The following is a 12,703-nucleotide window of genomic DNA, read 5'->3' as shown; positions in this document are numbered from 1 at the left end:
GTTGGCATCAATGCGCCCGCGGCATCGGAGAAGGCGAGCGCAATAAGGAAAGGACGCTGTGAGAATTAAAACGGAAGCGGCGGTCGGAAAAAATCGTGCAACGGAATGCCCGATCGATTGCGCCGCCCAAATCGTTTCCTGCCGGATGATTAAAAAGCCCCATGCCGCCCTCATTATTTCTTGTCCGGCAGCCCTGACTAGCTGCCGCGTCCCAGTTTAAAACCGGGTTTATGGTATTCCACGTGTCCGAGATCCATCATTTTCCATCGGCCTCCCCAGGTCAGGCCGACCTGCTCGGCAACCTGTCCGTACAACTGGTAGCCGCGCATCGCCCAGGGATCTTTCTCGGAAATGACCAGCTTGCCGTCGCGCAGAAACGCGTTGTCGGCCCCCAGCCCGAACTGGTGATAACTCTGGAAGGCCGCCGCATTGGTCACGTTGGTGCCCATCTGCGCGAGCCGGTTCTGTCGTTCCGGACTCCGATAACCTTCCAGCAGCGCCATCTCGTAACCATATTGTTCGTGCATGATCTTGTAGACCAGCAGCAAACGCGTGCGGAAATCGGGATCCAGCAGATTCCAGTCGCGGCTCGCATCCTTCAGCGCCGGCCGCACCTGTTCGACTTCCTTCGTGGCAAAGACTTCCGGCGGCAACGGCGGGGGCGGCACGAGTTGTTCGCCCTGCAGCAGCGCGGCGATCTTCTCGTCGGGCACGCGCGCCGTGTCGTCGTACTGAAATAATTGCCGACCGCGTAACGCAATGGCCACCAATGGCGGCGTCGCAAGAATACCTGCCGACACCATAATCATCAAGCGTCGCCGAATCAGTAAATTTTGCACATCACTTAATGCGCCGCGCGTAACGGTTGCCGATTTAACAATTTGACTTCGCGTGCGAGCGGCGCGATCGTTCGCACGGCGCGTCAGGCGGCCGTGAAACTGGGCGACGGATTCGAAAACGGTCGCGCGGATACCTGGTAAAAGCAACAGTGCCGCAACCGCGACGGCAAGGGCGAAATAGGCGACGAGTGCGAAGGCAATCAATGAAATCCCCGGAAATTGGAATTGATTGTGTTTTGCAATGCTTGCTCTTAGAATCAGGCTGCTTTGAGAGGCCGGGCTATATTATCGCGGTGAATTAAACCAGGATTCAATGAGACGCTGAATGAGTGCGCCGGAAAATTCAAATTCGAAAACCCCGCCCAGCCTGCTGTCCGATACCAAACCGGCAGGCGAGGGCGGACCGCAGCAGTCGCGCATTCTCGCGAATCTGGAAGGACGTGTCACGCCGTCGGCCGAACCGCCGCGCCGTTCGCTGAAGGGGCCGATCGCGGCCGTCGTCGCGCTCGTGGTCGCCGTCGGCGGCTGGGGCGTATGGCGCTGGCAGCAGCAATCCGGCGAGCAGGCCGTCGTGGCCGCCGCGCCCGCGCAGGCCCCCGCGAAGGTCGAGCCGGCCAGCGGCGGCGCCGTGCAGGTCGCGCAGAATGCCGCGTCGGCCGCTCCCGCCGCGCAACCGGCGACGATCGTCAATGACGATGCCGCTTCCCAGACCGTTGCGTCCGCATCGGGCGCGTCGGGCGCGGACAGCAGCCGATTGTCGCGCGCGCTCGCGAACGGCGCCGACGATGCATCGGGCGCAGCCACGGCAGGTGCCGTCGCGGCGACAGCCGCCGTGGCAGCGGCGACGAAAACCGCGAACGCCGACACCGCGAAGGGCGACAAGGTCGCCGCACGCAGCAAGGCCGAAGCGAAGGCCGAATCGAAGGCGGAGGCCCGCAAGCATCACAAGGAACAGCAGGCGGAACTCGCGCAGGCGAAGAAGCGTCGCGAAGCGACGACCCGTACCGCGAGCGCGAAGGCGTCCGGGAAGGACGACCCGGATGCGGATCTGCTCGCCGCGCTCGTCGCACGCACGAAGCCGGCCGACAAGAAGGCCGCCGCGCAGAAGGGGCAGGCCGTGCCGACCAAGACGGCTGCCGCCACGGGCGGTTCGCTTGCGTCGCGCGTGAAGGATTGCTCGGAGCGCGGCTTCTTCGAGGATCAGCTGTGCCGCTGGCGCGTCTGCGACGGCCACTGGGGCAAGGATCCGGCATGCCCGACCGCCGCGCAGTCGGAGACGCGGCAGTAATCCACGGCTTCGCGCCAACCCGCTCATCGCACATGCGCCGCCCAACGGGCGGCGCGTTGCTTTTGGGGCCGCCTGACGCACGGACGGCCGCAGGTGACAGTGTCACGCGTGCGTCACATGTGTCCGGCATACGTTTCCTTTCATTTCCCGGCGTGGCGCCGCGAGGCGCGATGCGCGGCGCGGCGCGCGCCGCACGACCTTCGACACGATGGACCTGATCGTACAGACTTACGGCGCCGATACGTCCGGCATGGTGTGCGGATTCCGCTTCGTCCCGGGCGGATCGGGCGCGATGCTCGACGCCGACGCGGCCGCCGCATGGCTGCGCACGTGCCGCGAGCGCGATGCTGCCGCATCGGACGATTTCGTCTGGCTGCACTTCAATCTCGCGCACGGCGCGAGCGAGCGCTGGATGCGCACGCACCTCGGATTGCCCGACAGCTTCTTCGAATTCCTTCACGAAGGGTCGCGCTCGACGCGCATCGAGCAGGAGGACGGCGCGCTGCGCGCGATCGTCAACGACGTGATGTTCAACCTCGAGTTGACGCCGTCGGAAATCGCGACGCTGTTCGTCCACGTCGAGCGGCGCATCATGGTCACCGCGCGGCTCAAGCCGCTGCGCTCGGTCGATACGCTGCGCGCCTGCGTGCGCGACGGCGAGCGGTTCCGGTCGCCGGCCGAACTGCTCGTGCACCTGCTGCGCGACCAGGCCGACCTGCTGATCCAGATCATGCGGCGCACGAGCATCGACGTCGATCGCATCGAGGATCGCTTCCTGTCGCAACGGCTCACGTCGAATCGCGTCGAACTCGGCGCGATGCGGCGGACGCTGACGCGGCTGCAGCGCATGCTCGCGCCCGAGCCCGGCTCGATCTTCCGGCTGCTCGCGAAACCGCCGGCGTGGCTGCATGCCGAAGACGTGCAGGAGCTGCGCGAGTCGACCGAAGAGTTCTCGCTGGTGCTCGCCGATCTGTCGGGGCTCAACGAGCGGATCAAGCTGTTGCAGGAAGAGATCGGTTCGCGGCTCGACGAGCAGAACAACCGGACGCTGTTCACGCTGACGCTCGTGACCGTGATCGCGCTGCCGATCAACATCGTCGCGGGGTTCTTCGGGATGAACGTCGGCGGCGTGCCGTTCTCGGAGAACAAGCACGGTTTCTGGCTGATGGTGCTGCTGGTCGCGGGCTTTACCGCGCTTGCCGCGTGGTGGGCGTTTCGCCGGCGCGGCGATCGTTAGCCTTGGCAGGTGCTGCACGAACGGTGCCGACAAAAAACAGGCCCCGCATGCGAGGCCCGTGGAAGGACGTGAGGATTCGAACGCCGGCCGGCGTCGCGTGCTGCGCGACACCGGCCGGCCGGACCACGTTACTGAGCCACGGTCTTGCGCGGCTTGAACATGCCCTGGTAGCGCAGCGACGGACGTTCCTTCACCGTCGGCGCGATGCCGCCGAAGCTCGGCGTCTGGCGCAGCTTCATCGCGGCCGGCGAAGCAACCGAGCCGATCGACGTCGAACGCGAAGCCGGCGCGAGGTTGTTCGCGACGAGCAGCGCGGCCTCGCTCTTCAGGTTCGCGAGCAGCACCGGATCGGTCGAGCTGTTGACCTGCGTGAGCAGGCCGCTCCACGCGGCGTCGCTGTAGTTCACGACGTAGTAGTCGAGACCGCTCGGATCCGCGACCACGCCCGTGCAGCCGTCGATCCGCGTCTGCGTCTGCGTATCCTTCAGCGCGAGCGTCGTGTGTTTCGCGAGACCCTGGCCGTACGCGAGCGTGATCGGTACCGTCCATTGCAGGCCCGGATACGCGTTCTTGTTCGGGAACGGCTGCTGTTTCAGCGTGACGACGGTCTGGTTCTTCGTCATGTCGCACTGCGTGTCGAGCGAGATCAGCGGCACGCCCGTCTGGCGCACGTAGCTGTCGCCGATCGGGCCGACCGGCTGGCCGCTCGCCTTCGACAGCGCATCCCACAGGCGCTTCGGCGTGCCGTTGCCGAACGAGTAGTCGACGAGATACTGCTGCAGGCCTTGGCGCAATGTCTGCTCGCCGAGATAGTTCTCGAGCGTCTTCAGCACGTGGCCGCCCTTGTCGTACGTGAACGCGCTCGCGCTCAGCACGAAGTCGTTCGACGCCCAGTCGTTGAAGTTCGGCGCGACCGGGAACGCGTTCGGGCCGATGTCGCGATTGATCACGCGATACTTGTTCTTCACCTGGTCGAGCCAGCTGAACTCGTCGGGGAAGAACTGGATCGTCGTCTTCGTCTCGAAGAACGTCGCGAACGACTCGTTGAGCCAGACGTTGTCCCACCAGTCGGTCGTGACGAGATCGCCGAACCACTGATGCGCGACTTCGTGCGTCAGCACCTCGTTACCGTAGTGCGACATCGGCTGGCCCGGCTGCGGCAGGATGTCGTCCGCGAACTCGAGGATCGACCCCCAGTTCTCCATCCCGCCGAAGTTCAGGTCCTTCTGCTCCTTGAACGCGTCGTTCGCGGCGACCGTGTCGAACTTGGTCAGCGGCAGCGGGATGCCGGTGTAGCGGTAGTAGTAGTCGAGCGCCTGCTTGGTGCGGTCCATCGCCGGCTTCGCCCAGTCGCTCATGCCCGGCGGCGTGAACACGCGCAGGTGCAGGCCGCCCTTGCCGCCCGGCAGCGGGCTCGAGAAGTCGTCCTCGTAGGTGTCGAACATGCCGCCGCCGAAGAACAGCAGGTACGACGGCATCGGCGGCGTCTTCTCGAACTGCACGAGCTTGTAGCCGCCGCCGACGTTGGTCGACGGCTTCTCGGCCGCGTTCGACACGACACGCCAGTTCTGCGGCACTTCGGCCGTCACTTCATAGGTCGGCCGGAAGGCCGGTTCGTCCCAGCCCGGGAACCACTGGCGCGACAGGTTGGTTTCGCCCTGCGTGAGGATTGCGCCGCTCGTCGTGCCATCGGTGCTCTTCAGGTCGACGCGGAACACGCCTTCCGCGGCCGAGCAGCCCGGATACGGATCGTCGCCGCAGCTGCCGCCCGTCTGCGTGGCCGGATCGTCGTACGACTTGAAGTTGATGATGCCCGACCACTCCATGTGCAGCGAATAGTTGCCCGGCGAGATCGTGCCGCTGACGGGGCGCAACTGGTAGAAGTCGCCCTTGTCCTGCGGCGTCGCGATCAGCTGGATGTTGCCCGGCTGCAGCGTGATGCGGCCGTTCGTGAACTTGATCCGGTGGCCGGCGATCACGATGTTGTTGACCGGCTTCAGCACCTTGATCTCGACGTCGGCGCGCCCGTCGAACGCGTTCAGCGCATCGTTCGGACGGAACCACAGCCGGTAGTTGACCGGTACCACGGTGTCAGGCAGTTCGACGGGCGACACGCTCTTGTCGACGTTGGAAGCGGCCGGCTGAGGTGCGCTCGGTGGCGTGTTGGCGGCGGGCGACGAGCTCGAGTGCGGCGCGCCGGCGGAACTGAGTGCGGAAGCCGAGCCGACGCCGCTGTCGTCGCCGCCGCACCCGGCGAGCGCGAGTGCGGCAACCAGCGGCAGATAACGCATCTTGTGAATGTTGATCGACATGACTGAAACCTCGATTGTTGAAAGAATCGTTCAGTGCTGCGAAAACGCCGACAAAAGAAATCCCTCGCCGTTAATCAACAGCGATGAGAAATGCCAATGACGGATTATTCGAAAAGACGGCCGGCCGACTACGTGAAGGTAATCATGGTTTACTGCCCCCTCTGTGTTTCCGGATGTCGGTTAACTTGCCGGTTCAAAATGGCCGGGCGCGTGTTGTACTGAATTGATTTCGCGCGCACGACACGGGGCCGCCCGCCCTGCGCGGGCGTGCATTCCCTTTGAACCGACGACCCACGGGGCTGGCCGTACCAGGCCGCAGGACGGAAGGACGGCGTGTCGCCGTTCCGTAAAATCGCCGTCATGCGGCTTGAAGGTTTGTCGGCCTGCTCGAAGGATGCGTAAATATACTTGATGGTTTTGGGTAAAGGAAACGAAAAAATTAGAAAGTGCCTCGATTGATTTTTTTGCGCGCCATTGAATGCTGGGAGGCATTAATTCGCTTTCGGATTAACCATTTGGTTCCGTAGTTTTAATCTATTAACAATCCTGGCGGTGCGCGAAAACTACGAATGAGGGTGTGACGTGGCGCGCTCGGTACAATGCAGTGACGAATCGCCGATCGATCGCCGCAAGGAGGCCAGCCCATGCCACGAGCCCTGTTCCGTATCGCGCCGCTGCGCGCCCTGCTGCTGCTGTTCGCTGCCGTCTTCGTGCTCGGCGGTTGCGCGGGCCTGACGCGCGAGCCCGTGAGCGTGACTGTCGCCGGGCTTGAACCGCTGGCCGGACAGGGCCTCGAGATGCGCTTCAACCTGAAGCTGCGCGTGCAGAACCCGAATGACACGCCGATCGAATACGACGGCATTTCGGTCGCGCTCGACCTGAACGGCACGCGGTTCGCGAGCGGTGTCAGCGATCGCTCGGGCGTCGTGCCGCGCTTCGGCGAGGCCGTGATCGACGTGCCCGTTTCGGTATCGGCGTTCGCTGCCGCGCGGCAGGCGTGGAACCTGCCCGGCGCGGCGGCCAGCGGCGAGTTGCCGTACGCGCTGCGCGGCCGGCTTGCGGGCGGCGTGCTCGGCACCGTGCACTTCAGCGATGCGGGCACGTTGCGCATGCCGGCGACGCCGGGGTGGGGCGGGTAGACAGATGCGCCGGCCGCACGCGGCGAAAAGGAGCGGGAACCCGCGCTTTGCCGCGCGGGCAAAGCGCGGTATGGTGTGGTCCGCGCGGCGCACTCCCGTAGCGCTGCCTGTCTGAAGCCAACCGTAGCCGAGCTCGCGTGACCGATTTCCCCGTTTTCCACTGGACCGACGCCGACGGCGCCGACCATGCCGTGCGCTGGCGCTCCGAAGCCGGCGTGCAGCCGCCCAAGCGCGCCGTGCCCGCCGACGACCGCCTCACCGCCGACGCGGCGTATCGCCTCGCGTGCGAGGGCACCGCGCTCGTCTGGCAGGGCGACTTCCAGAATGCGCGCCAGCTCGTGCAGGCAATGGCGCGACGCGTCGAACGCAAGCCGAAGAAGGCGAAGGCCGCGGCCGGTGTCGAAGCATTCAACCTGCACCGGCTCGCGCAATCGCAGCGCGCCCGCACGCTCGGGATGCTGCTGATTCCGCTCGACGCCGACTACACGATCCCGCTGCGCCGCGCGCCGGACGTGCGCGCCGCGTGCGAGGAAGCGTACGGCCCGGGCGGCGCGCCGTCGGTCGTGTCGCTGCGTGAACTGCTTGGCCTCGTCGGCGCGCACGAATGGCGCAAGAAGGGTGTGCCGATTCCGGCGCTTGGCGGCGCGCCGATCCATCCGCATTACGGCGTGTTCTCGCCGGTGCGCGGCGAATACGTCGAACTCGTCGCGCGCACGCCGCTGCCCGCGACGTCGCTCGCATTCGACATCGGCACGGGCACCGGCGTGCTCGCGGCCGTGCTCGCGTCGCGCGGCGTCGAGCGCATCGTCGCGACCGACCAGGATCCGCGCGCGCTTGCATGCGCCCGTGAGAACGTCGCGCGGCTCGGCCATGCCGGGCGCGTCGACGTCGTCGAGGCCGACCTGTTTCCGGCCGGCCGCGCGCCGCTCGTCGTCTGCAACCCGCCGTGGGTGCCGGCTCGCCCGAGCGCGCCGATCGAATACGCGGTCTACGATCCCGACAGCCGCATGCTGCGCGGTTTCCTCGCCGGGCTCGCCGACCATCTCGAACCGGGCGGCGAGGGCTGGCTGATCCTGTCCGATTTCGCCGAGCATCTCGGCCTGCGGCCGCGCGACACGCTGCTGCAATGGATCGATGAAGCCGGTCTCGTCGTGCTCGGCCGCGAAGACATCCGCCCCGCGCACCCGAAGTCGGCCGACGCCGACGATCCGCTGCACGCGGCACGCCGCGCCGAGGTCACGTCGCTCTGGCGGCTCGGCGCGCGGGCGTGATCGCGCATTTTCGGTAAACTATCGCCATTCCTCACGAATTCCCGCCGTCGGGCCGTGGTCGACCGACCGTGGCCCGGCGCCGTTTCACGATGTCGAACAAGACCTACGAAATCCGTCCGGAGCAGTCCGTCGAGCTGCTGAAGGAACTGCACATCCTGACCCGCGACGGCAAGCTGAACCAGGACAGCCGCCGCAAGCTGAAGCAGGTCTATCACCTGTTCCAGTTCATCGAGCCGCTGCTCGCGAGCGTGCAGGCCGACAAGGGCGGCGTGACGCTCGTCGATCACGGCGCCGGCAAGTCGTATCTCGGCTTCATCCTGTACGACCTGTTCTTCAAGCAGCAGCCGGGGCATGGCACGCCGGCGTTCGCGTCGCACGTGTACGGGATCGAGACGCGCGAGGAACTCGTCACGCGTTCCACCGAACTCGCCGCGCGACTCGGGTTCGGCGGCATGTCGTTCCTGAACCTGTCGGTCGCCGATTCGATCACGTCGCCGAAGCTGCCCGAAACGGTCGATGTCGTCACCGCGCTGCATGCGTGCGACACGGCGACCGACGACGCGATCCGTTTCGCGCTCGCGAAGCGCGCGCAGCACATCGTGCTGGTGCCGTGCTGCCAGGCGGAAGTCGCGGGCGTGCTGCGCAAGAACAAGGGCAAGTCGCTCGCGAATGCGCTGACGGAAGTGTGGCGGCATCCGCTGCATACGCGCGAATTCGGCAGCCAGATCACCAACGTGCTGCGCTGCCTGCAGCTCGAGGCGCACGGCTATCAGGTGAGCGTGACCGAGCTGGTCGGCTGGGAGCATTCGATGAAGAACGAGCTCATCATCGCGCAATACAAGAACCTGCCGCGCCGGAAGCCCGGCGAGCGGCTGAACGAGATCCTCGGCATGTTCGGGCTCGCCGAACTGAACGAGCGCTTCTTCGCGCCGGCGCCCGAGGCGGCGGCCGGCGAGGCCGTCGAGCCGGCCGCGGACTGAGGCGGACCGACGCGCGGCCCGTCTGCCGCGCGCCAGCCGGTTGTCGCGCGACGTATCAGACGTCGTCGCCCGGTCGGCGCATCCACTCCCGCCAGCCGTCGTGGCCGAGGCGGCGCAGCGTTTCCTGGTTTTTCTCGTAGATCGCGGATGCGTCCGGGAACGCATCGACCGCACGCGCGATGCTGTCCTCGCGCAGCAGGTGCAGGATCGGATACGGCGCGCGGTTCGTGTAGTTCTCGATGTCGTCGGCTTCGCTGCCTTCGAACCGGTACTCGGGATGGAAGCTCGCGATCTGCAGCACGCCGTCGAGCCGCAATTGCCGCACGAGCCGGTCGGCGAAGAACAGCGCGTCGTTGTAGTCGACGAAATCCGCGAACGCGCGCGGATAGATCACGAGTGTCGTGTCGACCTGCTGCGGATCCGCCCCTTCGAGCGAGCGCAGCTCGGTTTCGAGGTCGGCGAGCGCGTCCTCGAGCGTCGTCGCTTCGCTGATCGCATAGCGCACCTGTTCCTTCACGAAGACGCTCTTCGCGAACGGGCACAGATTGAGCCCGATCACCGCGCGCGCGAGCCAGTGCCGCGTGGCGGCGAGGATGTCGTCGTGCGTGTCGGGGCGGATATCGGTCATGGCGAAGGCAGTCGGGTGGAGCGGCAGCGAGGGCCGCATTGTAGCGGGAGCGGGCACGCCGGGTTCGGGCGTGCGCCGCCCGTCACGCGCAGGCGGCTTCGATCAGCTGCGTGACCAGCGCGGGCGCGGTGCCGATCGGCGTTTCGCCGTGCCGGTAGGTCTGGCTGGCCGCGTAGATGCCTTCGACGACGAGCGCGAGCGCATTGGCGAGCGCTTTTGGCTGCCGCGCGCCTGCGCCATCGCACAACTCGACGAGCCGCTTCATCAGCTGTTCCTTGTTCTGCGCGACGCGCTCGCGCGCCGGATGCGACGCATCCGGAAATTCGGCCGCGACATTGACGAACGGGCAGCCGCGATAGTCCTTCTGCGTCGCGCGTTCGGCTAGATCGACGAAATACTGGATCAACTGCGCCTTCGGCTGGCCCGGATGCTTCGCGATGCTCGAATCGAGGCGCTCGAAGAAGCACGCATCCATCCGTTCCAGATACGCGAGGATCAGCTCGTCCTTCGACGAGAACTGGCGGTACAGGCTCATCTTGTTGACGCCCGCGAGCTCCACGACCGCCTCGATGCCGACCGCGCGCACCCCTTCCTTGTAAAACAGCTCCTCCGCGGCGCGCAGCAGGTGTTCCTGCGCGGCGGCCGCGGCGATCGGCCGCCGCGTGCGGCGTGCCGGCGGCTTGTTGGCGGCCTCGATGCCCGACATGATGACCCTCGACTGCGTGATGAATTGCTTGACATGTTACCGACTGGTCACTACGATCGCAACACACTTGTGACCGATCGGTAACAAAGCCGGCCGGATCGACAGACAAATGCCAGGTGTCGGCCCGGGTCAGCCGATGCAGCGTGCGGCGGAGGTGGCCTGGTGGTGAGGCGGGGCAGGCGCGCGGGCGCCAGGCCGCCAACTGGAGAACGACAACATGAACTGGGCAGTGACACGAATCGGCGGGCGTTTCCACTATGGATGGCTCGCGGCGGCGGTGGTTTTCCTGATCCTGCTGGCGGCGGCCGGCACGCGAGCGACACCAAGCGTGCTGATGGTGCCGCTCGAGCGCGAACTCGGCTGGAGTCGCGCGGCGATTTCGCTGGCGATTTCGGTGAACATTGCGCTGTACGGTTTGACCGGCCCGTTCGCGGCGGCGGCGATGCAGCGCTTCGGGCTGCGGCCGACGATCCTGACGGCGCTGGTGACGATGAGCGCGGGCGTCGCGCTGTCGTCGATGATGACGCAGAGCTGGCAGATGGTCGTGATCTGGGGACTGATGGTCGGCTGCTCGACCGGCGTCGTCGCGCTGACATTGTCGGCAACCTTCGTCACGCGCTGGTTCCATGCGCGGCGCGGCCTCGTGATGGGCATCCTGACCGCCAGCACGGCCACCGGCCAACTCGTGTTCCTGCCGATGCTCGCGGCGATCGCGCAGCGCCACGGCTGGCGGCCGGTCGTGCTGGTCGTCGCGGTGGCGGCCGCGATCGTGATTCCGCTGGTCGCGTTCCTGCTGCCCGAGCGACCGGCTGACGTGAAGCTGCGCCCGTACGGCGAGCCGGCCGACGCGCCGGCGGCGCCCGACGCGACGAAGGAGAACCCGCTCGCGGTCGCGTTCCGCACGTTGCTGATGGCAAGCCGCTCGCGCGACTTCTGGCTGCTGTTCTTCAGCTTCTTCATCTGCGGCGCAAGCACCAACGGCTATGTCGGCACGCACCTGATCGCGATGTGCAGCGACTACGGGATGACCGAAGTGCAGGGCGCCTCGCTGCTCGCCGCGATGGGCGTGTTCGACCTGTTCGGCACGACGCTGTCGGGCTGGCTGTCCGACCGCTATGACAATCGCGTGCTGCTGTTCTGGTACTACGGGCTGCGCGGGCTGTCGCTGATCTACCTGCCGCATGCGTTCGGCATCGACTTCTTCGGGCTGCCGCTGTTCGCGATGTTCTACGGGCTCGACTGGATCGCGACCGTGCCGCCGACCGTGCGGCTCGCCACCGACGTGTTCGGCAAGGCCGCGGCACCGGTCGTGTTCGGCTGGATCGTCGCCGGCCACCAGCTCGGCGCGGCGTTCGCGGCGCTCGGCGCGGGGCTGCTGCGCGCGAGCCTCGGCACCTATACGATCGCGTCGATGATCTCGGGCGGGCTCTGCATCGTCGGTGCGCTGATCGTGCTGCGGATCAACCGCGGCCCGTCCCGCGCCGCCGCGCAGGCCGCTTGAGCGCGGCGCTCCGGCCGGCCCGTGCGCGGGGGGCGGCCGGTCAATGCAGGATGGATGATTTGCATTGAGCGGGATGTGCGGGCGCGTGACTGCTCAAGCGGTTATGCTTGCGGTTCGCCGGGCGTTCGCGCCCCTTCATCGATGTCAGCGAGGAACCGCATGTCCGTCAAACCTGCTCCCACCACTGTTTCGATTCACGACCTGATCGCCGGCCGCTGGAGCCCGCGCGCGTATTCGGACGAACCGATCAGCGCCGCCGATCTGCACGCGGTGCTCGAAGCGGCGCGCTGGGCGCCTTCCGCGTACAACGCGCAGCCGTGGCGCTTCATCGTGTTCGACCGCACGCAGGACGAAGCGGCGTTCAAGCGCGCATTCGCGACGCTGGTGCCGTTCAACCAGGGCTGGAACTCGCCGGCGCCGGTGCTGATCGCCGTCACCGCGCACACGCTCACGCCGAAGGGTGAGCCGGCGCCGACCGCGCTGTACGATGCGGGCGCGGCCGCGATGTCGCTGGTGCTGCAGGCGCACGCGCTGGGTCTCGCCGCGCACCAGATGAGCGGCTTCGACGCGAAGGCGTTCCGCGACGCGTTCGAGATTCCGGCCGACGTCGCGATTCCGGCGATCATCTCGCTCGGCCACTACGGCAACGTCGACAAGCTCGATCCGGTGCTGCGCGACCGCGAAAAGGCGCCGCGCACGCGCCATGCGATCGGCGAAGTCGTGTATGCGGGCGCCTGGAAGAAGGGTTTCGACGCCGCAGCCTGATTCCGCAGGCGGGCAGGCATGGGTCGACTGCCCAGTC

11 protein-coding genes are annotated in these 12,703 nt (G+C 66.5%); 7 read left to right on the top strand and 4 right to left on the bottom strand.

Annotated elements, in window-relative coordinates; translation table 11 throughout:
* Positions 1 to 197: 197 nt before the first annotated feature.
* Positions 198 to 1,043 (bottom strand): M15 family metallopeptidase, encoded by an 846-nt coding sequence (locus DIE23_RS26985; RefSeq protein WP_124614911.1) that lies wholly within the window; start codon positions 1,041 to 1,043, stop codon positions 198 to 200.
* Between the two features lie 121 nt (positions 1,044 to 1,164).
* Here DIE23_RS26985 and DIE23_RS26980 point away from each other — a divergent pair, with 121 nt between their 5' ends.
* Together DIE23_RS26980 and DIE23_RS26975 are read left to right on the top strand one after the other, a co-directional pair.
* A complete protein-coding gene (locus DIE23_RS26980; protein WP_124614910.1) occupies positions 1,165 to 2,127 on the top strand; it encodes a phage tail protein in 963 nt (320 codons plus the stop codon).
* Positions 2,128 to 2,335: 208 nt separating this feature from the next.
* Complete coding sequence (locus DIE23_RS26975) at positions 2,336 to 3,364, top strand: transporter (protein ID WP_124614909.1); 1,029 nt, start codon at positions 2,336 to 2,338, stop codon at positions 3,362 to 3,364.
* Between the two features lie 128 nt (positions 3,365 to 3,492).
* On the opposite strand, the gene DIE23_RS26970 is transcribed toward DIE23_RS26975, so the two are convergent.
* Positions 3,493 to 5,676 (bottom strand): M1 family metallopeptidase, encoded by a 2,184-nt coding sequence (locus tag DIE23_RS26970; RefSeq protein ID WP_124614908.1) that lies wholly within the window; start codon positions 5,674 to 5,676, stop codon positions 3,493 to 3,495.
* Between the two features lie 644 nt (positions 5,677 to 6,320).
* Here DIE23_RS26970 and DIE23_RS26960 point away from each other — a divergent pair.
* The 3 genes from DIE23_RS26960 (at position 6,321) to DIE23_RS26950 (ending at position 9,066) form a co-directional block, all read left to right on the top strand.
* Positions 6,321 to 6,815 carry an LEA type 2 family protein gene (locus DIE23_RS26960; RefSeq protein WP_124614907.1) on the top strand — a complete coding sequence of 165 codons (495 nt, stop codon included), beginning with the start codon at positions 6,321 to 6,323 and terminating at the stop codon, positions 6,813 to 6,815.
* Between the two features lie 137 nt (positions 6,816 to 6,952).
* The gene (locus DIE23_RS26955) at positions 6,953 to 8,086 is read left to right on the top strand and encodes a class I SAM-dependent methyltransferase (protein ID WP_124614906.1); all 1,134 of its coding nucleotides are present in this window, start codon (positions 6,953 to 6,955) and stop codon (positions 8,084 to 8,086) included.
* 89 nt (positions 8,087 to 8,175) lie between these two features.
* On the top strand, positions 8,176 to 9,066 hold the full coding sequence (locus DIE23_RS26950; protein ID WP_124614905.1) for an SAM-dependent methyltransferase: 891 nt from the start codon (positions 8,176 to 8,178) through the stop codon (positions 9,064 to 9,066).
* Positions 9,067 to 9,121: 55 nt separating this feature from the next.
* Here the strand turns inward: DIE23_RS26950 and DIE23_RS26945 are convergent, their stop codons facing one another.
* Positions 9,122 to 9,694 carry a DUF1415 domain-containing protein gene (locus DIE23_RS26945; protein ID WP_124614904.1) on the bottom strand — a complete coding sequence of 191 codons (573 nt, stop codon included), beginning with the start codon at positions 9,692 to 9,694 and terminating at the stop codon, positions 9,122 to 9,124.
* Between the two features lie 82 nt (positions 9,695 to 9,776).
* On the bottom strand, positions 9,777 to 10,400 hold the full coding sequence (locus tag DIE23_RS26940; protein WP_124614903.1) for a TetR/AcrR family transcriptional regulator: 624 nt from the start codon (positions 10,398 to 10,400) through the stop codon (positions 9,777 to 9,779).
* Between the two features lie 217 nt (positions 10,401 to 10,617).
* Here DIE23_RS26940 and DIE23_RS26935 point away from each other — a divergent pair, with 217 nt between their 5' ends.
* A complete protein-coding gene (locus DIE23_RS26935; RefSeq protein ID WP_124614902.1) occupies positions 10,618 to 11,901 on the top strand; it encodes an MFS transporter in 1,284 nt (427 codons plus the stop codon).
* 159 nt (positions 11,902 to 12,060) lie between these two features.
* Entirely contained in the window at positions 12,061 to 12,666 is a 606-nt protein-coding gene (locus DIE23_RS26930; RefSeq protein ID WP_124614901.1) for a nitroreductase family protein, read from the top strand.
* Positions 12,667 to 12,703: the final 37 nt, after the last annotated feature.

It is taken from the genome of Burkholderia sp. Bp9143 (assembly GCF_003853645.1).
Taxonomy (GTDB): domain Bacteria; phylum Pseudomonadota; class Gammaproteobacteria; order Burkholderiales; family Burkholderiaceae; genus Burkholderia.
Note: the sequence above shows the minus strand (reverse complement) of the source record. Positions and strands in the feature narration are given on the sequence as shown.